The 19,683-nt window shown below is 71.3% G+C and carries 15 protein-coding genes; 5 read left to right on the top strand and 10 right to left on the bottom strand.

Translation table 11 applies throughout. The features are described from left to right. Positions 1-2: 2 nt before the first annotated feature. The 10 genes from BN159_RS15430 to BN159_RS15475 all read right to left on the bottom strand — a co-directional run bounded on the left by BN159_RS15430 (position 3) and on the right by BN159_RS15475 (position 9,978). Positions 3-1,379, bottom strand: coding sequence for a bifunctional albaflavenone monooxygenase/terpene synthase (locus BN159_RS15430; protein ID WP_015657913.1), 1,377 nt, complete (start codon positions 1,377-1,379; stop codon positions 3-5). Continuing rightward, on the bottom strand, positions 1,376-2,461 hold the full coding sequence (cyc1, locus tag BN159_RS15435; RefSeq protein WP_086016524.1) for an epi-isozizaene synthase: 1,086 nt from the start codon (positions 2,459-2,461) through the stop codon (positions 1,376-1,378). The genes BN159_RS15430 and cyc1 overlap by 4 nt, the downstream gene beginning before the upstream one ends. 280 nt (positions 2,462-2,741) lie before the next feature. Continuing rightward, positions 2,742-3,392, bottom strand: coding sequence for a peptide deformylase (gene def / locus BN159_RS15440; protein WP_015657915.1), 651 nt, complete (start codon positions 3,390-3,392; stop codon positions 2,742-2,744). 60 nt (positions 3,393-3,452) lie between these two features. Continuing rightward, positions 3,453-4,433, bottom strand: a complete 981-nt coding sequence (locus BN159_RS15445; protein WP_015657916.1) for a tetratricopeptide repeat protein — start codon at positions 4,431-4,433, stop codon at positions 3,453-3,455. Between the two features lie 117 nt (positions 4,434-4,550). Next, a complete protein-coding gene (locus BN159_RS15450) occupies positions 4,551-5,798 on the bottom strand; it encodes an HD-GYP domain-containing protein (RefSeq protein ID WP_015657917.1) in 1,248 nt (415 codons plus the stop codon). Further along, positions 5,795-7,087, bottom strand: coding sequence for an HD-GYP domain-containing protein (locus BN159_RS15455; protein WP_015657918.1), 1,293 nt, complete (start codon positions 7,085-7,087; stop codon positions 5,795-5,797). Before BN159_RS15455 ends, BN159_RS15450 begins: the two co-directional genes overlap by 4 nt. A gap of 133 nt (positions 7,088-7,220) precedes the next feature. Beyond that, a complete protein-coding gene (gene rsrA, locus BN159_RS15460) occupies positions 7,221-7,523 on the bottom strand; it encodes a mycothiol system anti-sigma-R factor (RefSeq protein WP_015657919.1) in 303 nt (100 codons plus the stop codon). Further along, a complete protein-coding gene (sigR, locus tag BN159_RS15465) occupies positions 7,520-8,209 on the bottom strand; it encodes an RNA polymerase sigma factor SigR (protein WP_041819348.1) in 690 nt (229 codons plus the stop codon). The genes rsrA and sigR overlap by 4 nt, the downstream gene beginning before the upstream one ends. A gap of 256 nt (positions 8,210-8,465) precedes the next feature. After that, positions 8,466-9,098, bottom strand: coding sequence for an alpha/beta hydrolase family protein (locus BN159_RS15470; RefSeq protein WP_041821372.1), 633 nt, complete (start codon positions 9,096-9,098; stop codon positions 8,466-8,468). 64 nt (positions 9,099-9,162) lie between these two features. Then, complete coding sequence (locus BN159_RS15475) at positions 9,163-9,978, bottom strand: SOS response-associated peptidase (protein ID WP_015657922.1); 816 nt, start codon at positions 9,976-9,978, stop codon at positions 9,163-9,165. Between the two features lie 252 nt (positions 9,979-10,230). Between BN159_RS15475 and BN159_RS15480 the strand changes: the two genes are divergently transcribed. The 5 genes from BN159_RS15480 (at position 10,231) to BN159_RS15500 (ending at position 19,655) form a co-directional block, all read left to right on the top strand. Further along, complete coding sequence (locus BN159_RS15480; protein WP_015657923.1) at positions 10,231-10,737, top strand: hypothetical protein; 507 nt, start codon at positions 10,231-10,233, stop codon at positions 10,735-10,737. A 24-nt stretch (positions 10,738-10,761) separates the two neighbouring features. Beyond that, on the top strand, positions 10,762-12,261 hold the full coding sequence (locus BN159_RS15485) for an ABC1 kinase family protein (protein WP_015657924.1): 1,500 nt from the start codon (positions 10,762-10,764) through the stop codon (positions 12,259-12,261). A 91-nt stretch (positions 12,262-12,352) separates the two neighbouring features. Beyond that, a complete protein-coding gene (locus BN159_RS15490; RefSeq protein WP_015657925.1) occupies positions 12,353-13,102 on the top strand; it encodes a thioesterase II family protein in 750 nt (249 codons plus the stop codon). Beyond that, on the top strand, positions 13,096-13,863 hold the full coding sequence (locus tag BN159_RS15495; protein ID WP_015657926.1) for a class I SAM-dependent methyltransferase: 768 nt from the start codon (positions 13,096-13,098) through the stop codon (positions 13,861-13,863). The genes BN159_RS15490 and BN159_RS15495 overlap by 7 nt, the downstream gene beginning before the upstream one ends. Continuing rightward, a complete protein-coding gene (locus tag BN159_RS15500) occupies positions 13,860-19,655 on the top strand; it encodes a non-ribosomal peptide synthetase (RefSeq protein ID WP_015657927.1) in 5,796 nt (1,931 codons plus the stop codon). The genes BN159_RS15495 and BN159_RS15500 overlap by 4 nt, the downstream gene beginning before the upstream one ends. The last annotated feature ends 28 nt before the right edge of the window (positions 19,656-19,683 follow it).

The following is a 19,683-nucleotide window of genomic DNA, read 5'->3' on the forward strand; positions in this document are numbered from 1 at the left end:
CGTCACCGGGACACCGGCCTGAGCCGCAGGTCGTGCGGACGGAGCGTGATGCCCACCCGGGTGGCGTCGTTGGATCCGGACACCTGCTCGAACCGGTACTTCGTGGCCAACGCCGCGGTGATCAGCGTCAGTTGGGCCATGGAGAAGTGGTCGCTCGGGCACTTGCGGTTGCCCACGCTGAAGGGGTTCATCGCGTATTTCGGCACCTCCTTCACCCGTTCCGGAAGCCAGCGGTCGGGATCGAACCGGAGGTTGTCGGCGTACGACTTCGGGTCGCGCTGGATCGCATACGGGCTGTACACGATGTCAGCGCCTGCCGGAATGCGATAGCCGCCCAGCTCGGTGTCGGTCACCGCCCGGCGCGTCAAAATCCAGACGGCCGGGCGCAAACGCATGGCCTCCACGACGACATTGTTGGTGTGCCGGAGCTTCCGCACGTCCTCGAATGCGACGGGCCGGCCACCGGTGACGGATTCGACCTCCGCGGCCACCCGGTCGGCGTGCTCCGGATGTTCCGTGAGCACTTGCAGCAGCCACATGATCGTGGACGCCACGGTTTCGCTTCCCGGGGTGAGTATCGCGACCACCTGGTCGTGGATCTCCTGTTCCCCGATCGGCTCTCCATTCTCGTCCTTCGCCTCCAGCAATGCCGTCAGCAAATCGTCCGGCCTTTGACCAGATGCCCGCCGCTCGGCGACGATCTCGTCGACCAGCGCATGCAAATCGGCCAGGGCCCGGTTGAATTTGCGGTTGGGCGGAAGCGGCAGCCGGTAGAGCGGTCCGGCCGGAATCACCATCCTGCGGTACATACCACGGAACACGGTGGCGAGTGCGACGCACAACCGCTCGGCGCGCTCGTCCATGAAATCGCCACGCAGCAGACAGCGGGCGGCGATCCGGACGGCCACCCGGAACGACTCCGAGGTGCAGTCGACCGTCTCACCGGGCCGCCAGCGCACGGTCAGCGCGTGCGCCTCCTCCTCCATGATCGGCCCGTACGCGGGGATCGCGTCGAGCCGGAACGCGGGCTGGATGGTGCGTCGCTGACGCCGGTGCCGGGGGCCGTTCGCGGTGGCCACGCCCTCCTTGCCGAGCAGGGCTTCGAGGGACTCCCAGAGCGGTCCGTCGATCTTGAAGTCGGTGGACAGGGCCAGCGCGCCGGTGAGGTCCGGCGCGGTGACCGCGTACACCGTCTTCGGTCCGAGCTTCAGCCGGACCACGTCGCCGTGCTCGCGCAGGGCGGCCATGAAGGAGAGCGGATCGCGCACCAGCTTCCAGCCGTGCCCGAGCAGCGGGACGCCACCGCCCGCCACGGGCGGCTCGCGCAGCTCGGATTCCGCATATATCTGCGTTTCCGGCTTCACAGACTCGACGGTCATTTCTCACCTGCCGCTTCGTTGTTGACGTACGGGGGCGTGGACCGGTCGTCCCAGCTGTCGACCATGTACCGGCCGGACTCGTGGTGGAACCAGTAGACGGTGCTGAACCAGTTCCGCATATTGCAGACACAGGCCCGTACGGCGGCACTCAATTCCTTTCCCCGCAGGGTGCCGTCGGTCAGATCGTCGGCGAACCGAAGGGCTTCCCGTTCGGCGACCAGGAATTCGGATATGCATTCCGTGACGCGTCGCCTTACTTCTGCCACCGATTCTTCGAGAGTCAGCCCCTCATGCTTGATGAGACTGATTCCGAGATTGTGCACTTCGTCGCCCGCTATTTCCTTGGGCAGCGAGCAGAGATCGTTGTACCAGGCGGCGAATTCCTGGCTCAGCAATGCCGCCTTCCGATATGCCGGGTGTTTCCGCACCGAGTCCGGGAGTTCACATCCGGCGCTCGGCTCCAGCAGATCGGTCCAGATCCAGTGCGCGAAGGTGAGCCGGCGCAGGGCGAGGTATTCCTCGACGGTGGGGATGACACCGTTGGTGCGGTTGTGGAATTCCCGGTCGTAGGCCTCGATCACCGCGTGGAAGTGCCGGGCGAACCTGGCGTTCCAACTCGGTGGCAGGAACGAGTACAGCCGGGTCATGCTCTCCGCGAACCCGGCCACCAGCGGATCCTCGTGGTGCAGGTGGTCCTCGGGAGAGGCGAGGGCCGCGTGCAAACGGAACCTCAACCGCCGCCAGGCGGACGGGCGGCGGTGCACGATGTCACGGTCGTGCCGGTCGTCCCAGACGAAGAACCACGCGCTGTAGTCCGCAATCGCCTGGAGTACCTCGTCGGGGGCGCCAATGTAGTACCCCGCCATGAGGTCGGTATAGCAAAGGCCATCGGCATATTCCTCCACCTTGTCCGCCGGCATGAGCCGTTTTTCCAGCAGCCAGGTGCGCGTCTTCTCCTGAAGGCGAGGCCAATACGGATGGAGTTGCCTGGGAAACGCCGCCTCGATCACCGGGAGACTCAGCGATGGTGGGACCGCGACCGCAGTCGGCGTCGATGTGGTGCTGTGTGAGAAAGCATGCACGAACAAACCCCTCTCAGCCGCCAGTTGCGCACACCCCTCCCGCCGTGCCGGGCGTGCGCCGTTGCGTATCCCCGCACTTCCCATTCAGCACTACAACTGACCGTTCTGGGAACGGATTTGCTCCATTCACTACCCCACAGTGCCGAGAATCTCCCCTTGTGTGACTGAATATGGATCAGTAGAAGCGCACACCGGCTCGAACATACGACGCACAGACGAACAACGCCTGGTCAAGAAGGGGTTCTTGAACAGGCGTCGTACGTATGGGGCTTGAGGGAAGTCAGTCGTTTGCGACCACCGGGTAGCGAGGCTCGTTCTCGGCCATCTGCCGCAGCGCATCCTTGCGTTCCCGCTTGGAGAGCCGGTCGATGTAGAGGTAGCCGTACAGGTGATCGGTCTCGTGCTGCAAACAGCGCGCGAAGTAGCCGGTGCCACGGACCTTGATCGGGTTGCCCTTCTCGTCCTGGCCGGTGACCTCGGCGTAGTCGGGCCGGGCCAGCGGCGCGTACGCGGTCGGCACCGACAGGCAGCCCTCGTTGCTGTCGTCCAGCCGGCGCTTCTCGGCGGGCAGGTCGACGAGCTTGGGGTTGCAGACGACGCCGACGTGCCGCTCGCCCTGGTCGTCCTGGCAGTCGTAGACGAAGACCTTCAGGTCGACGCCGATCTGGTTCGCGGCCAGGCCCACGCCCTCGGCGGTGCGCTGGCTGGTGAACATGTCCGCGACCAGCTGGTCCAGCTCCGGGCCGAAGTCGGTGACGTCCTTGCACTCCTTGTGGAGCACCGGGTTGCCGACCACGGTGATCGGCCGCGAGGTCCCCCGCTCACGCCAGGCGTTCTCGCGCTCCTCGGTCTCCTCGGTGTCGATGACGAAGCCCTCGTCGTCCACGGGGAGCACGCCCGCGTGCTGCTGATCGGTGTCCTGCTGCGCCATGACCGACGTATGCCTTCCTGAAAACTGGGATTCGGTGCTGATACAGGGTACGGCGAGGTTTCAGCAGACCTCTTCAAGATCGCGCCAGTCCCGGGAGTCCGGGCTGTCCGCGACCCACCCGTCCAGCAGCCCGCGCACCAGCGAAGCAGGCGCCGCCACCCCGCACTCGCGCTCCGGCACCCACAACTGCCCGTCCGTCCGATGCCCGAGCGGCCCGGGATGCCCCGGCTCACTGTGGTCGTGGGGGTCCAGATGCTCCCCGTCACCCTCATCGGACGGCATCCGGGACTCGGAACACGTCCGGCACAGCAACCGCACCGAGGAGGACCAGTCCTCCGCCGCGAAACCCGCGTCCGCCGCGAGCTGCTCCAGAGCGTCCCGGTCCGCCTCGGTCGCCGCCTCCAGCAGCACCACCCAGGTCGGCACCGGCGAGGGCGCCCACAGCTCGATCTCGTCGAAGACCGGGTACGCGTGCCCCGCCGCGGTGGTCCGCTCGCCGTGCGGGACCCCGTCGTGCAGCACGACCTCGCCCCAGCGCCGCCCGGACGACGGCAGCGGAATGGACAGCACCTCGATCCGCGCGGGATCGAGCCGCCGCCCCCACACCACCTCGGCCTCCCCCTCCGGGGACAGCCGTACGGCCGCGCTGCCGAGCTCCATGCCGACCGGCTCCCCGGAGTCGGTGGCGCCGCCCGGCACCCGCAGCCCGTAGGCCTGCCAGGCCCGCCGGGCCAGCGGCCAGTCCTGGAGGGCGGTGGCCGCGATGCCGACGTTCCACCAGTCGGGCGCCCCGGTCTCCCGGTCGAGCAGCGCCACGGCCCTGAGGCCCGCCGCCCGCGCCTGCTCCCAGTCGTGCCGGAACTTGTGCAGCAGGGCGAGGTTGAACCAGGACTCGGACAGCCACGGCTCCAGATCGGCGGCACGTGTCAGCAGCGCGCCCGCGTCCTCGTACCGGCCGTCGCCGATCAGCGTGAACGCGCGGTCGGTGGCCTGCCGCCAGGAGGCGGAGGGCCGGTGCCGTCCCTTGCCGAAGATCCTCACGATTCCCGCCTGCCAGTTCCGTGGAGTGGGCCGGCTGTGCCCCCGGACAGCCTCCTGGAGACCCTCTCCCTTCGCATCCAACCACGGACCGCTGGAGAGGCGCTCATTACCCATGGGTTACCCCACCCGACCCAAGGTCAGACAGTCTCTTGACAGCACTCGCGCCAGGGCCTCGACAACCTCCGGCGCGTACTCCCCCGCGGTGCCCAGTCTCAGCTCCTCCAGCGCCTTCAGCGGGCCTCCCGGACCCGCTCCCTGCGCCTTCTCCTCGTAGGCGTTCACCGCCCGCACGATCCGCGCGGCCAGTGGCTGTTCCCGGCACGGGTCGGCCTGCCGCTCCACCACCACTGCGACCGAGCCGTCGACCCCGGTCTGCCGGACGACGGCGCCGCCGAGCAGGGCGATCCGGCGCTGCTCGGCGGCGGGCAGGTCGGCGGTCGCCCCGGCCGGGACCGGGTCGACCAGGCTGAGCTGGCCGATGTCGTGCATCAGGGCGGCGTACTCCAGCACGGTCAGCTCGGCCCCGGACAGACCGAGGTCCCGGCCGACGGCGACGCTCAGCGCGGCGACCCGGCGGGCGTGCCCGGCCGGGGTGTACCCGGCGACCTCGGTGGCGCGGGCGAGGGAGGCGATGGTCTGCCGGTAGGTGGCTCGGACGGCGGCGTAGCGGCGGAAGGAGAGCTGGGTGAGGAGCAGGGGCACACAGAACACGGGCAGCGCCCACAGGCCGACGACGGCCACCGCGAGCGCCATCACCGCGCCGGTCGCGCAGACGGCCGAGCCGATCCCGAGCAGGCCCCGCAGCTCGTCCCGGAGCAGCGGTCCGAAGGGCCAGTCCGTCCTGGCGTGCGCCAGCGCGGCGGCGAGCACCGCGTCGCACAGGGCGGTGAGGGTGAGCAGCGCGACGATCAGCAGGGCGTAGGCGGCGCCGCTCCACTCGTCGAACACGCCCCGGTTGTAGAGGGGTTGGAAGCAGACGGCGGCGAAGCCGACGATGAGCACCCGGCGGGCCGGCTGGTCGGGCTCGGGGCTGCGTCCGCGGGCGATGTGCGGGACGCCGCCGAGGAGGGTGGCGGTGAGGACGATGGTGACGACCTGGAAGACGCCGTGGTGGGTGGGGTGGCCCGCGTCCTCGCCGAGCAGCGCGTAGGCCAGGGCGCCCGCCGCCGCGAGCGGGGCGGGCTCGCGGACCTGGGCTCCGGTCCACCGGGTGAGTTCACCGACGGTGATCAGCAGTCCGAAGGCGAGCGCGACGGGACGTTCCTCCAGGCCGTTCCACAGGGTGCCGAGCAGAGAGACGGCGGCCAGCAGGGCGGCCGAGCCATGGATCAGGACCAGGATCCAGCTGGGGCGGGAGCCGCTCATCGACGGGCTCCCGGGCGGCCGGCGACGGGGGCGCCGGGCGCCGGGACGCGCCCCTCGCCCGCGGTGACCTCGGGGGACCACCCGGACCGCTGGATCACCCGGACCAGCGCCGTCACCATCCGCGGATCGAACTGTGTCCCCGCGCACCGTCGCAGCTCCTCCAGCGCCACGTCGACGGGCCGTGCCCGCCGGTAGGACCGGGTGGACGTCATCGCGTCGAAGGCGTCCGCGACCGCGACGACCCGCGCCGACTCCGGAATCTGCCCGCCCACGAGCCCGTACGGATACCCGCTCCCGTCCAGCCGCTCATGGTGATGCAGTACGGCGGCCCTGGCCTCGCCGAGGAAGGAGATGCCCCGCACCATCTCGTGGCCGTACTCCGGGTGCAGCTCGATGATCCGCCGTTCCTCGGGGGTGAGCGGCCCGTCCTTGCGCAACAGCCGGGTGGGCACGCCGAGTTTGCCGACGTCGTGCAGGATCCCGGCGAACCGCAGCACCTCCACCCGCTCGGTGTCCATGCCCAGTTCGCGGGCGATCATCATCGAGGCATGTCCGACGCGCTCGCTGTGTCCGCGGGTGTAGCCGTCCTTGATGTCGACGGCCTGCACCAGTGCCCGGATGGTCGCCTGATGGGCCGCCCGCTCCCGGTGGTACTGCGCGAACACCCACCAGGAGACGCCCATCGGCAGCAGCACGAGCAACGCCGCGACCGGGCCGTACGGGCTGCGCCACAGGACGGCCATCATCAGCCCGGCGAGGCCGTGCACGGCGGTCGGGGCGAGGGAGCGCGCGAACAGCCCGCGCCAGGCCCGGCGGACGGGTACGCGCTCGGCGAGGGCGAGGATGCCGCCGTCGAGGACGGTGAGCACCAGGCAGAACGTCAGGACCGCGGCCCCGGCGGGCAGCAGGGCGTAGGGGAAGTCCGAGGCGACGACCGCGTCCCGGCCGTCCAGGGACCAGTGCACCCGGGCGGCGGCCCAGACGGCGAGCGCGAGTTGCGCGGCCCGCCAGGCCCGTCGCAGCGGCGCGCCCTGGGAGAGCAGGGCGCCGGGTACCGCGACGAGGGCCGCGGCGGGCGGGGCCAGCAGGAAGGCACCGGCCAGCAGGACCGGGTGGAAGGTGCCGGCGAAGCGCCGGCGGGCGATCTGCTCGCAGCCGGCGTACAGCGCGGCCAGGAGGGCGAGGGCCCACCAGGGCGTACGGGTGGCCGGCAGTGGCTGCACACAGAGCAGGGCGCCCAGGGCGACGCAGGCCACGTAAACGCGCGCCCGCGCGGGAATGCCCTCCATGTGCCCCTCCCCTGACCGCCGACCATGCCTGTCCGGGCTTCGGCAGCCTAGGTCGGCCAGGGGGAGGGGTGCGGGCTTATCACCCGCCGATTAGCACGTTCGAGTGACGACCGGTCGTTCCCGGGGCGGGAGTTCAGGACTCCTGCGGGGTGACCGTGACGTCGTGCTCGGGGACGGCCTGCCCCGAGCGGATCAGGTCGAGCCGCCCCAGGACCTTCGAGCGCAGGTCCGTCGGCACGTCGTCATGTCCGCAGCACCGCTTGACCAGCTTCTTCACGGCCTCTTCGAGGCCGTACTTCTCCAGGCACGGCGAGCACTCCTGGAAGTGCTGCTTGAACTTGTCGCGGTCGATCTCCGGCATCTCACTGTCGAGGAACTCGTACAGGTGGTCCAGGACCTCACCGCAGTCCGTCTCGTGCGGCTCTCCGCAGCTCATGAGCCCGAGCCTTTCGCTTCGTTCGACTCTCCGGCGCCCGCCGGGACCAGCCCGCGCTCACGGGCGTAGTCCTCCAGCATGCCGCGCAGTTGACGGCGGCCCCGGTGCAGCCGGGACATCACCGTACCGATGGGTGTCCCCATGATGTCCGCGATCTCCTTGTACGCAAAGCCCTCGACGTCCGCGAGATAGACGGCGATGCGGAATTCCTCGGGGATCGCCTGGAGGGCTTCCTTCACGTCCGAGTCGGGCAGGTGGTCGAGCGCCTGCGACTCGGCGGAGCGCAGACCCGTCGACATGTGCGACTCGGCACGCGCGAGCTGCCAGTCCTCGATCTCCTCGGCCGCGGAGCGCTGGGGTTCACGCTGCTTCTTGCGGTACGAGTTGATGAAGGTGTTGGTGAGGATCCGGTACAGCCAGGCCTTCAGGTTGGTGCCCTCGCGGAACTGGTGGAAGGACGCGTACGCCTTGGCGTACGTCTCCTGCACCAGGTCCTCGGCGTCGGCCGGGTTGCGCGTCATGCGCAGGGCGGCCGAGTACATCTGGTCGAGGAACTCCAGCGCGTCCCGCTCGAAGCGCGCGCTGCGCTCGGCAGTCGTCTCCGCGGACGTGCCGGTGCCCTGGCCCTCGGGCAGCTCCGCCTGGCCGTTGTCGGTCCCTGCGTCGGTACCGGTGACCGGACCCACCTCCTCAAGATTCCGGGCAGCACCGAAGCCGGTGTCGCCAGAATCGGAGGATAGACGAACCTCCGGTCCGCCCGCCGCTCGAATAGGAGCGGTCTTGGCCGCGTGCAGCACCGTCCAGTCCAGCTCGGTGCGGCTGCTGCGGGCCGGGCAGAAGGTCGAACCCATGCGGCGGACTTCCTCTCCTACGACGTCGGTGCTGGTGGCCAGCGCCTCTGTCCGCCTCAACAGGGATCCGGGGCACAACATTCCCGAAGCTTTACCTCAGTGACGTGGTCCACTTCACAACGGCGGCGGTGATCAGGTCCGACGCCTGCTCCTGGGTGATGTCGGCGCGCTTGGGGACGGCGAAGCCGTGGTCGCCGTGCGGGACCTCGACGAGTTCGTAGGAGCCGTCCGGGAACTCCTCGGGCTTTCCGAAGGGGTCGTTGCCGCCCTGGACCACGAGAGTGGGCACCCCGGCGCCGAGCAGCTCCTGCGCGCGGGACTTCTCGGGCCTGCCCGGCGGGTGCAGCGGGAAGCTGAGGGCGAGGACGGCGCGGGCGCCGAGTTCGGTGGCGGTACGGCAGGCGACGCGGGCACCGGCGCTGCGGCCGCCGGAGATCACCGGCAGGCCGGGCTCGGTCAGCGCGGGCCATACGCCCCGCCAGCCGACGTCCAGCGTCTTCGGGGCGGGGGCGACCTTCTTGCCGGCCACCCGCCAGGGCTGCTCGACGAGGGCGACGGTCACACCGTGGTCGGGCAGGACCTGGGCGAGCGCCTTCAGGTCGCGTGCCTCGATGCCGCCGCCCGCGCCGTGGCTGACGGCCAGCACGAGGCGGGCCTTGCCGGCGGCCGGGTGCCAGGTGATGCGGGCGTCTCCCGCGTCCGTGCTGATGGTCTCGGTGCTCACAACAGACTCGCTCGTCACATCAGACTCGGTCACTTCAGGCTCGGTCACATCAGGCTCGGTCACATCAGAAGAGTGTGCCCTCCTCGGGCCCCTCCAGCTCCTTCAGCAGCTCCGGGCCGTTGTTGCGGACGTTGCTGACGGCGGTGGTCACCGGGTAGGCGCGCATCAGTCCGGCGGGCGGCGGGGCGAGCAGCTCGCGGAGGTCGTCGGGGTCGGTGCGGGCGGGGTCGAGCCAGGAGTCCCAGCGGTCCGGGGTGAGCATCAGCGGCATCCGGGGGTGGATGTCGGCGAGGGCGCGCGGACCGTCGGCGGGGGACACGGCGAGCGGGGTGGTCTCCGCCTCGGTGGTGATCACGGAACAGGTCACCCACCACGCCTGCGGATGGTCGTCGGGCAGGGTCTTGTCCCGCCAGAACTCGTACAGCCCGGCCATCGCGAAGACGGAGCCGTCGGCGGGGAGCACGAAGTACGGCTGCTTGCGGGGGCGCTTCTTCTTGCCCTCGACTTCCAGGTCGCGCTCGGCGACGCCGGTGACCCACTCGTAGTAGCCGTCGGCGGGCAGGATGCAGCGGCGGGTGGTGAAGGCGCGGCGGTAGGACGGCTTCTCGTGGACGGTCTCCGCGCGGGCGTTGATCATCCGGGCGCCGCCCTCGGGCGTCTTGGACCAGGACGGGACAAGTCCCCACTTGAGCCTGCGCAGCTGACGGACCGGCCGCTTGTCGTCGGTGTCCTTCAGGGGGCGGTCCAGGACCGCGTAGACCTCTTTGGTGGGCGCGACGTTGTAGTCGGGCTCCAGGGTCTCCTCCGGCTCCCACTTCTCGATCTCGAAGATCCCGGCCAGGTCCTCGGGCCTACGACTCGACGCGTACCGTCCGCACATCTTCACCACCCTACATTTCACCCTCACGGCTGAAGCCGGGACAGCGGAAACGGCCAACCGGGACCAGATGCCTCCGCCTTCCCTCGGGCATATGCCCTGGTCGATCGCTCAGAACTCGAAACAGATACGGCAAACATCGGCAACTGGTGCAAAATTCTATTACTTCTCTCTTTCCATATCTGTTGCTAAATTTTTCAGCGCTTCGGACCCTATTTCCCCCCATTCAGCGCAACAGCGCCAGGAAGGATCCGTATGGGCACCATCGACACGATCAAGGACTTCTACGGTGACGTCGCCGACGACTGGAAGAAGGCCTGGGACGACCTCCTCGACCGCGACGATGACGACGATCTGCCCTTCGGGCTGCCGGCGGGCGCGTTAGCGGCCATGCCCGCGGACACGCTCCGCACGCTCGCGACCATGTCCCTGCTCCAGGACGACGACAAGAAGAAGAACAAGAGCAAGAACAAGAACCTCGCGGCCCTCGCGCTGCTCTCCGGAGCGGGTGCGGGAGTCGGGGCCGGGGCCACGGTCGGGGCCGTCGGTGCCCCGCTCGCGGCCGTCGGCGCTCCCCTCGCCGCCGCCGGTGACATGGCGCAGCAACTGGCCGCGCTGCCCCAGCAGCTCCAGCAACTGACCGAGGTGGTCGGCCTGTTGACGGAGGCCCTGAAGGCGGTCGAGCCACTGCTCGGCGCCGCCGGAGCCGTCGGTGGCGCCGTCGGAGCGGTCACCAGGAGCGCGGCGGGCAAGAAGGCCTGACCCGGGCCGAAAGGACCCCTGCTCATGGCTCCGCGCACGGGCAGCCGGCTGCGGACGGTGGCCGCCGTACTGCGGCAGGTCGTCGGCGAGACCAGGTCGGCCCCGCCGTCCGACGCCCCGGACGACAGGGAGCGGCGGCGGGCCCGGGCCGTGCGCGGCGCCCTGGAGAGCCTCGGCCCCTTCTACGTGAAGATCGGCCAAATGCTCTCCACCCGGCCGGACATGGTCTCCCCGATCATGATCGAGGAGCTCCAGAACCTGCACGACGAGGTGGACGTCCAGCCGTTCTCCGAGCTGGAGCCGGTGCTGGAGCGGAACCTCGGTCCTGACTGGAAGCGGCATTTCGACGACATCGACGTCGAGCGTCCGCTGGGCGCGGCCTCCCTGGCGCAGGTGCACCAAGTCACCCTGGCCGACGGCCGGCCCGGGGTGATCAAGGTGCAGCGGCCCGGGATCCGGGACACGGTCCTGACCGACATGGCACTGCTGCGCAAGGCAGCGCGGCTGATCGCGCGGGCCGCGCCGCGGTTCAGCGCGGTCGTCGACGTGGAGGCGATGCTCGGGGGCGTCTTCGACGCCATGGAACCCGAACTGGACTTCACCAAGGAGGCGGCCAACATGGACCGGGCGCGCGAGGCCCTGCGCGGCTTCGAGCGGCTGTCCGTGCCGAGCGTCCTCGCCGCCACCGAGGGCGTCCTGGTGCAGTCCATGGCCCCCGGGGTCTCGGTGCGCAAGGCGGACCCCGCCGCCTTGCGCGACCGCGACCGGCTCGCCGTCAGCCGTGAACTGATCGCGTTCATGTACCGCAGCTACTTCATCGAGCGCGTCTATCACGCCGATCCGCACGCCGGGAACGTCTTCGTCACCGGCGACGGCGAGGCCACGCTGATCGACTGGGGCATGATCGGCCGGATCGACCAGCGGACCAGCATGCGGCTGCTGCTGGTGCTGATGGCCGTCGCCCAGAACGACGGGCACGGCCTGGCCAAGGCCTGGGTGGAGATGGGCCGCACCACACCGTGGTCGGACATCCCCGGGTTCTCCCAGGACATGGCGGCGCTGGTGCCGAAGGTCGCGACGGCCTCCCTGGAGGAGCTGAACTTCGGCATCACGCTCACCAGCGTGCTGGAGAAGTCCACCCGCAGGGGCATCGCCTCCTGTCCCGCGGTCTCCCTGCTCGGCAAGTCCTTCGCCAACCTGGAGGGCTCGGTGCGCTGTCTGGCGCCCGAGCTCGCGCTGGTCGACGTCTTCCAGCGCGAGGTCCCCCGGATCGTCCTGCACATGGTGCGCGAGGCCGGCTCTCCGCAGGCGTCGGCCCGGCGGCTGCTGGAGGCCACGCTCACCCAGGCCGGGGCCTCCGAACAACTCCGGGCCCTGAACGACGACATCGCCGACCGCGCTCTGCGCGTGCAGTTCAGCGAGGTCGTGCCGACCCGGTCCCAGGGCGGCCGGTCAGGACCGCACGCGGCGCTCGCCCTCGGCGCCCTCGCCCTCTATCTGGACCACCGGCGGCGCAAGGCGTGATCCCGCGCCCCCGCGCACGCCCTCACACCCTCATCCGTCCCTTGCGTGTGACGTGTCCCGTCACCGTTGAAGCGAAAGCCTGTGCCTGCCTGTGAGTGTCACAACAGAACAACCGTGGTTCCCCCGCGCCCTGCCGGGTGCCCCCAGTCCCCAGGTCCGGCTCTTCTGCGTCCCCCACGGCGGCGCCGGCGGCTCGGTCTTCCGGCCCTGGCAGAGCCTGCTCGGCCCCGGCACCGAGGTCGTCCCCGTCCAGTTGCCCGGCCGGGAGATCCGGGTGACCGAGCCCGCCGAGCGATCGGTGGTACAGCTCGCCGAGCGGCTCGAAGGCCCCCTCACCCGACGGGCCGAAGGGCTGCCGTACGTCCTGTTCGGCCACAGCATGGGAGCGCTGCTGGCCTATGAACTCGCCCTCGCCCTCCAGGAGTCGGACCGGCCGCCTGCCGCGCTGGTGGTCTCCGGCAGTGTGCCGCCGCACGTGCCGCGCCGCACTCCGGTGATGCACCGGCTGCCGGACGAGGAGTTCGTGGCGGGCCTGCGCCGACTCGGCGGCGTACCACCGGAGTTGCTCGCCGACGAGGAGTGGCTCGCCCTCTTCCTGCCTCAGCTGCGCGCCGACTTCGAGGCCGCCGAGACCTACCGGGCCCTGGACGCCCTGCGCCCCGGTGTCCCGCTGCTCGCCCTGGCCGGTGCCGACGACCCCGCCGCCGCACCGGACGAGGTCGAGAACTGGCGGGACCTCGGTACCGATGTCACGGTCCGGGTCTTCGACGGCGACCATTTCTTCGTGTTCACCTCCGCCGAGGCGGTTCTGTCCTTCGTGGCGCGGGAGTTGGCGTGGTAGCCCGCGAGGGCCGGTACGGCGTCGACGGGCCCGGCTGGATGATCGGGCTCGGCGCCTCGGTGCTGCTGCCGCTGCTCGCGGTGGCGGCCGGCGCGCCCCGTCGGCTGCTGCGGATCCCGGCGGTGACGGCCGCCCCGGCCGGGCTGTTCCTGCACTCCAGTGTGCGGGGCAAGTTCCTGGTCTGGGAGGAGCTGCTGGACGGTCTCCGGCTGCGCGGCGACGAGCAGGTGCTGGACCTCGGATGCGGGCGGGGAGCGGTGCTGACCGCGGTCGCCCGGAGGGTGCCCCGGGGCCGGGTCACCGGCGTCGATCTGTGGCGCTCGGTCGACCAGTCCGGGAACCGCGCGGAGACCACGCTGGACAACGCCGGCCGGGAGCGGGTCGCCGAGCGGATCGACCTGGTCACCGCCGACATGCGGGAACTGCCCCTGGAGGACGACCGGTTCGACCTGGTGGTCTCCAGCATGGCCCTGCACAACATCACCGACGCGCGGGGCCGTGCGGAGGCGGTGGGCGAGGCATACCGGGTGCTGCGACCGGGCGGCCGACTGCTCATCGTCGACATCTTCCACACCGCCCAGTACCGCGACCTCCTGCTCGCCGCCGGCGCCCGGAACGTCACCCGCGCCGATGTGGGCCACCGCATGTGGTGGAGCGGCCCTTGGGTGCCGACCCGGTGGGTGCGCGCGGACAAGCCCGCCCTCACGAGCACGACCGGCACGAGGAAAGCCGCCACGGAATCAACCGGAGGAACAGCATGAACACACCCCTGAGCACCCTCTCCCGCAGCCTCGTCGACCTGCTGCGCACCCGCGCGGCGCAGCAGCCCGAACGCCAGGCCTACGTCTTCCTCGACAGCCACGGCAGAGCGGAGAACGCCCTCACCTACGCGCAGTTGGACCGCCAGGCCCGCCGGGTGGCCGCGACCTTACGGGCCACGTGCTCGCCCGGTGACCGGGTGCTGATCCTCTACCCGCCGGGCGCCGAGTACGTGAGCGCGTTCCTCGGCTGTCTGTACGCCGGGACCGTCGCCGTACCGTCCCCTCCCCCGCACGCCCGCAACGCGGCCCGGCTCAGGGCCATCGCCGCGGACGCGCAGCCCGCTGCCGCGCTCACCGGTGACCGGGCCCTGGCCGCCGTCCGCAAGCGGCTGCCGGAACTGGCGGAAATGGCCTGGCTGTCGACCGGCGACCTGACCGCCGATCCGGAGTCCTGGACGGACCCGGGCGCGGACGGCGACAGCCTCGCCTTCCTCCAGTACACCTCGGGCAGCACCGCCGTCCCGAAGGGCGTGATGGTCACGCACGGCAACCTGCTGCACAACTCCGCCCAGATCCAGCGGCGCACCCGGGCCGGGGAGGAGTCCCGGCTGGTCAGCTGGCTGCCGCCGTTCCACGACATGGGGCTCATCGGCGGCATCCTCCAGCCGCTCTTCGGCGGCTTCCCCGGGGTGCTGATGGCACCGGGCACCTTCGTCCTGGACCCCGCGCAGTGGCTGCGCGCGATCTCCGACCACGCCGCCACGGTGTCCGCCGTACCGCCGTTCGCCCTGGACCTGTGCGTGGAGCGCGTCGACCCCGGCACGCACGAGCCGCTCGATCTGAGCACCCTGGACACGGTCATCGTCGGCGCGGAGCCGGTGCCGGCCGCCTGTCTCGACCGGTTCGCCGAGCACTTCGCCCCCTGGGGCATGCGCCGGTCCGCCCTGCGCCCCAGCTACGGTCTCGCCGAGGCCACGCTGATGGTGTCCTGCGGCGACCGGCTCACCGCCTCGTCGGCGCTCACGTTGGACGCTGCCGCGCTGGAGGCGCACCGGGTCGAGCCGGGCGGGGCGGGGCAGCGGCGGACGGTGGTCGGCTGCGGGAGCTCCGTGGACGGACAGCGGCTGCTCGTCGTCGATCCGGCCGACGGGACGCCGAGCGGGCCCGGACAGGTCGGGGAGGTCTGGGTCGGCGGGCCGAGCGTCGCGCGCGGGTACTGGAACCGGCCCGAGGAGAGCGCGACGGTCTTCGGCGCGCGCACAGCGAGCGGCGAGGGCCCCTTTCTGCGCACCGGGGACCTCGGGTTCCTGCGCGACGGCGAGCTGTTCATCACCGGCCGCAGCAAGGACCTCATCATCGTGCGCGGCCGCAATCTGTACCCACAGGACATCGAGCGGTGCGCGGAGAGCGCCCATCCGGCGCTGCGGCCCCATGCCACAGCGGCCGTCGCGGTGGACCCGGGCGACGGCACGGAACGGCTGGTCGTGGTGGCCGAGGTGCGGCGCGGGGTGGAGCCGCCGCCGGTGGCCGAGGTCGCGCGGGAGGTCGGCCGGGCGATCACCGCGGAGTTCGACGTACGGCTGCACCGGCTCGTCCTGGTCCGGCCGTCGACCGTGCCGAAGACCTCCAGCGGCAAGATCCGGCGCCGGGGGACCCGCGCGGCCCTCGTCGCCGGGTCCCTCGGCGTCGTCGCCGAGTGGACGGCCGTACCCGAGGTGGGCGAGGTGGAGACGTATCTGACCGGCCTGGTCGCCTCGCTCGTCCCGGGGGCACGACGCCCCGGACGCGAGGAGCCTCTCCTCGACCTCGGCCTGGACTCCCTGGCCATGCTGCGGCTCGCGGGGCGCATCGAGCGGGATCTCGGGGTGTCCGTCGCCGAGGACCTGCTCCACGACGCCCCGACCGTCGCGGCGCTGGCGGCGGCACTCGGGGACCAGCCGAGGTCCGGGCCCGGAACCGCGCCGCTCGCCGAGGACGACCCGTACGCCCCCTTCCCGCAGACCGACACCCAGCAGGCGTACTGCCTCGGCCGCACCGGCGCCTTCGAACTCGGGAACGTCTCCACGCATGTGTACGTCGAGTTCGACGCCCCCGAACTCGACCTGAACCGCTTCGAGCGGGCCTGGCGGCGGGTGATCGACCGGCACGAGATGCTGCGGGCGGTGATGCTGCCGGACAGCAACGAGCAGCGGATCCTGCCCGAGGTGCCGCCGTACGAGATCCGGGTGACCGATCTGCGCGGTCTGGAGAAGGGGGCGGCCGAGGCGGAGCTGGCGGCGGTCCGGGAGCGGCTGTCGCACGAGGTGCGGCCCGCCGACCGGTGGCCGCTGTTCGAGGTGACCGCCAGCCGGCTGGACGACGGACTGCGCGTCCATCTCAGCATCGACTCGCTGATCGCCGACTTCTCCTCCGGCCGGCTGCTCTTCGACGACCTGTCCCGCTTCTACGGCGAACCGGAGGCCCAACCGCCCGCCCCCGCCCGCTCCTTCCGCGACCATGTGCGCGCCGAGGCGGAGCGGACCGGGACCCCCGAGTACCGGCGCGCCCACGACTACTGGTGGAGCCGCCTGCCCGAACTGCCCCCGGCACCCCAGCTGCCCACCCGCTCCGCGACGGTGGACGCACCTCGGTTCACCCGCCGGGAGACCGTCCTGTCCGCCGCGACCTGGCGGAGCCTGAAGGCGCGGGCGGCACGGGCCGGGCTGACCCCGAGCGGGCTGCTGCTCGCGGTGTACGCGGAGACGCTGGCCACCTGGAGCAACAGCCGCCACTTCACACTCAACGTGCCGCGGCTGACCCGTCCGGTGCGGGATCCCTCGTACGACGAGGTGCTCGGCCAATTCGCCTCCTTCACCCTGCTGGAGGTCGACCACCGCGGCGCCGGGACCTTCCTGGAGCGGGCTCAAGCGGTGCAGCGCCGACTCCGGTCCGATCTGCGGCACTCGGCCGTCAGCGGAGTGGAGGTGCTGCGCGAGCTGATGCGCCTCCAGGGCGGCTACGACCGGGCCCTGATGCCGGTGGTGATGACGAGCAACCTCGCCTTCGCCGCCGAGACCCCGACCGCGCTGGAGCAGCTGCTCACCCCGGTGTTCACCATCTCCCAGACCCCGCAGGTCACCCTGGACTGCCAGGCCCACGAACGGTCGGGAGCGCTGCTGCTGAACTGGGACTCGGTGGACGAACTGTTTCCCGCCGGGCTGGTCGACGCCATGTTCGACGCCCAGACGGCCCTGCTGCACCGGCTCGCCACCGCCGAGGACACCTGGTCCGGCACCGCGCCGCTCCCCCTGCCGGAGCAGCGCCACCCGGACACGGGCCCCGAGCGTTCCGTACCGGATCTCCAGGTGCAGCAGCTCTTCGAGCGGCAGGTCGCGCTGCGTCCGGACGCGCCCGCCGTGATCGCCCCGGACCTGACCCTGTCGTACGCCGCACTCGCCGACGCCTCCCGTCAGGTGGCCCGCTGGCTTCGGGCGCACGGCGCACGGCCGGGGCATCTGGTCGCCGTCGTGATGGAGAAGGGCTGGGAACAGGCCGTCGCGGCCTACGCCGTGCTGTTCTCGGGGGCCGCCTATCTGCCGATCGACCCCGACCTGCCCGTACGGCGGATCCGGCAGTTGCTGGAGCGGGGCGAGGTGGGTCTGGTGCTCACCCAGTCCCAGCTGACCCTGGACTGGCCGGACGGGCTGCTGCGGCTGTGCCTGGACCAGCCGCTGCCCGCCGACACCGAGACCCCGCTCCCGGCGCCCGGCAGCCCCGACGACGTCGTGTGCACGCTGTTCACCTCGGGCTCCACGGGCGAGCCGAAGGGCGTGCGGATCACCCATCGGGCGCTGGTCAACTGTCTGCTGGACACCCTCGACACCCACCGGATCACCGAGGCCGACCGCTGCCTCGCGGTGACCGCCCTCCACCACGACCTGTCCGCCTTCGACCTGTTCGGAATGCTCGGCGCGGGCGGCGCCATGGTCGTCCCGGCCGCCGCCGACCGCCGTGACCCGGCGCACTGGGCGGAACTGATCGCCCGGAACGGCGTCACGGTGTGGATCTCGGTCCCGGCGATGATGGAGATGCTCCTGGAGAGCGGTGCCCGCCCCGACTCGCTCCGGCTGGCGTTCCTCGGCGGCGACTGGATCCCACTGCCCGTGCCGGGCCGGCTGAAGGACCTCGTGCCCGGCGTCGAGGTGGTCTCCATCGGCGGTCCGACCGAGACCACGGTGTGGAGCATCTGGTACCCGATCGCCGGGATCGACCCGGACTGGCGGAGCATCCCGTACGGCACGCCCCTCGCCAACGTCCGCTACCGCGTCCTCGACGACCGGCTGCGGGACTGCCCGGACTGGGTGACCGGCGAGATGTACGTCTCCGGGGTCTGCCTGGCCGACGGCTACTGGCGCGACCCCGACCGCACGGAGGCGGCCTTCGTACGGCACCCGGAGACCGGCGAGCGGATGTACCGCACCGGGGATCTGGGGCGGTGGCGGCCGGAGGGCACCCTGGAGTTCATGGGCCGGGCCGACTTCCAGGTCCAGATCCGCGGCCAGCGCATCGAACCCGGCGAGATCGAGGCGGCGCTGCTCGCCCACCCCGACGTCACCTCGGCCGTCGTCACCGCCACGGCCCACGCCGACCGTCCCGGCCATGACGGTCTGGTCGCCTACGTCATCCCGAACGAATCGACGGATGCCGCCGCCTTCGAGGCCGACCGCCGCACCGGGATCACACTGCTCGACCCGCTGGCCCGCGCCGAGTTCAAGCTGGCCCGCCACGGACTGCGCCGGGAGCCCGGACGGCAGCGCCTCCCGCTCCCCCGGGTGCCCGCCGAGCCGTCCCGGCGGCGCAGCGACCGGGCGTTCCTGCCCGAGCCGGTCACCCTCCCCGAACTCTCCGCCTGTCTGGGCCTGTTGGAGCAGGACGAGGTGGACGGTCTGGCCAAGTGCCGCTATCCGTCTGCGGGAGGTCTGTATCCCGTCCAGGCGTATGTGCAGGTGAAGTCCGTGGCGGGTCTTGCGCCGGGCGCGTACTACGTCGACCCCGGCCAGAACGCCCTGGTGCCGCTGGCCGAGGGCACGCGGGTCGGCGCCGAGGTGCACGCGAGGCACAACCGGGCGCTCGTGGACGCGGCGGGTTTCACCCTGTTCCTGGTGGCGGACCTGGACGCCATCGAGCCGATGTACGGCACGCTCGCCCGCGACCTGTGCCTGCTGGAGGCCGGGTACATGGGGCAGCTGCTGATGGACTGGGCGGCGGGGACGGACGTAGGACTGTGCCCGATCGGGGAGCTCGACTTCGAGCCGCTGAAGCCGGAGTTCGCGCTGGGCGAGCGGCATGTCCTGGCGCACGCGCTGGTCGGCGGCCGGGTGGACCGCACGGCCGCCGACCCGGCAGCCGCCTCCCTCCCGGACCGGCTGCGGGGCTGGCTGCGCGAACGGCTGCCCGCGCACATGGTCCCCGAGCACGTCCTGCTCCTGGACAGCTGGCCGCTCAGCGCCAACGGCAAGGTCGACCGCCGCCGCCTGCCCGCGCCACGGCACACCGGCCCGGCGAACGGCTACGTCGCCCCGCGCACCGCCACCGAACAGCAGCTCGCCACCCTGTGGTGCGAGGTCCTGGACGTCCCCCGGGTGGGGATTCAGGACAACTTCTTCGACCTCGGCGGACACTCACTGGCCGCGACCCGGCTGATCGCCAGGATCCGGGACCGCTTCGAGATCTCCATCGGCCTGCGTGAGGTGTTCACCACCCGCACGGTCGCCGACCTGGCGAGCGCGGTGGACCGGCGCCGGGAGAGGTAGGCGGCGCGGTCCGAAATCCCGTTCGGGG

Origin of the sequence: Streptomyces davaonensis JCM 4913, assembly GCF_000349325.1 — a bacterium.
Taxonomy (GTDB): domain Bacteria; phylum Actinomycetota; class Actinomycetes; order Streptomycetales; family Streptomycetaceae; genus Streptomyces; species Streptomyces davaonensis.

Bases quoted from the DNA above. Each gene is read 5' to 3' on its own strand.
- BN159_RS15430 (WP_015657913.1), bottom strand. From the start codon at position 1,379: ATGACCGTCGAGTCTGTGAAGCCGGAAACGCAGATATATGCGGAATCC.
- def (WP_015657915.1), bottom strand. From the start codon at position 3,392: ATGGCGCAGCAGGACACCGATCAGCAGCACGCGGGCGTGCTCCCCGTG.
- BN159_RS15450 (WP_015657917.1), bottom strand. From the start codon at position 5,798: ATGAGCGGCTCCCGCCCCAGCTGGATCCTGGTCCTGATCCATGGCTCG.
- BN159_RS15455 (WP_015657918.1), bottom strand. From the start codon at position 7,087: ATGGAGGGCATTCCCGCGCGGGCGCGCGTTTACGTGGCCTGCGTCGCC.
- rsrA (WP_015657919.1), bottom strand. From the start codon at position 7,523: ATGAGCTGCGGAGAGCCGCACGAGACGGACTGCGGTGAGGTCCTGGAC.
- BN159_RS15475 (WP_015657922.1), bottom strand. From the start codon at position 9,978: ATGTGCGGACGGTACGCGTCGAGTCGTAGGCCCGAGGACCTGGCCGGG.
- BN159_RS15480 (WP_015657923.1), top strand. From the start codon at position 10,231: ATGGGCACCATCGACACGATCAAGGACTTCTACGGTGACGTCGCCGAC.
- BN159_RS15485 (WP_015657924.1), top strand. From the start codon at position 10,762: ATGGCTCCGCGCACGGGCAGCCGGCTGCGGACGGTGGCCGCCGTACTG.
- BN159_RS15500 (WP_015657927.1), top strand. From the start codon at position 13,860: ATGAACACACCCCTGAGCACCCTCTCCCGCAGCCTCGTCGACCTGCTG.